General features: G+C 66.0%; 1 protein-coding gene. It reads right to left on the bottom strand.

Going from position 1 to position 1368, the window contains the following annotated elements; all coding sequences use genetic code 11:
- Positions 1 to 118 precede the first annotated feature (118 nt).
- The coding region (locus EN935_RS36085; RefSeq protein ID WP_164771693.1) for a PLP-dependent aminotransferase family protein at positions 119 to 1368 on the bottom strand (1250 nt) is incomplete at its 5' end.

The raw sequence follows: 1368 nt of genomic DNA, 5'->3' as shown, positions 1-1368 counted from the left end.
CCCGACTATGCCGCCGGCATTGGCACAGCCTATGGGCCAGCCGGTCCGGTTACATATGCCAGAGGGCTAAAGGACGGAGCCACGCTTGCGCGGCTCCGTCCAAGGGTCAGGTGATGGATCAGGCGGCCGCGGGCCTGCGTCCGGCGGCGGTGGCCAGTTCGCGGATGCCTGGCTCGATGTGCTGCAGCGCGATCGACGAGATGCCCAGCCGCATGAAACGCGAAGGTTTTTCAGTGCGATCGAAGAAACGGTCGCCCGGTTCGATGATGACGCTGCGCGAGGCTGCTGCCTCGGCCAACCCGCGCGCATCGGTGCCGCGCGGTCCCTCGAGCCACAGCGATGTGCCGCCGGCCGAATCGGTCGAACGCCACTCCGGCAGAAAGGCGGAAATCGCATGGACCAGCCGCTTGCGCCGCTCGTCGAAGGCCGACGACAGCCGCCGCACCAGTGCCTCGTGATGGCCAAGCGACAGGAACAGCGCGACGGCGCGCTGGTTGTTGGCCGGCGGATGACGCAGCATGAAGCGGCGCAGTGCCCTGAGTTCGGAGATCAGGCCAGCCGAAGCGACGATATAGCCGAGCCGCAGGCCGGGAGCCAGCGTCTTCGACATCGAGCCGACATAGACGACGCGGCCGGAACGATCGAGGCTCTTCAACGCCTGCTGCGGTGCTTCGTCGAGAAGCTGGCTGTCATAGCCGTCCTCGATGATGATCTGGTTGTAGCGGTTGGCTCGCGCCAGAAGATCCTGCCGCCGTTCCGCCGACAGTGGCACCATGGTTGGGCAATGGTGGCTGGGCGTGACGAAGACGAAACCGGAATCATTGGCAATAGAAGCGGTTACGATGCCGGACTGGTCGACCGGCACCGGCTGTATCTCGGCCCCCGCAAGGCGGAAGATCGAACGGGCGTCGGGGTAGCCGGGGTCCTCCATCGCCACCTTCGAGCCCTTGGCCATCAGCAGCGTCGCCAGCATATAGAGCGCGTTCTGGGCGCCCAGCGTGACGATGATCTCGTCGGGATTGGCGAAGATGCCGCGCCGCGGCAGGAGCCGCGCCTGGATCTGCTCGATCAGCAGCGGATCGTCGCGGTCGACCATGTCGGACGCCCAGTTGCGGATCTCGAGCACGGCAAGCGCCATGCGGTTGCACTCGCGCCACTCGGCGGTCGGGAACAGCGCCGGATCGAACTGGCCGTAGACGAAGGGGTAGGACGACTTGATCCAGTTCTCATGCTTTGCCGGCGGCGGCATGTCGCTGGCGGCGATCTTGCGGCGTGCCTTCCAGTCGATCTCGTTGGCCTGGTCGGGTGCCTTCTGGTGCGGCTTGGCCGGCGTCGCCAGCACATCGGGATTGACGAAATGGCCACGCC

This window comes from Mesorhizobium sp. M7D.F.Ca.US.004.03.1.1 (assembly GCF_003998635.1).
Taxonomy (GTDB): domain Bacteria; phylum Pseudomonadota; class Alphaproteobacteria; order Rhizobiales; family Rhizobiaceae; genus Mesorhizobium; species Mesorhizobium loti.
This window is presented reverse-complemented; position numbering and strand designations above follow the sequence as displayed.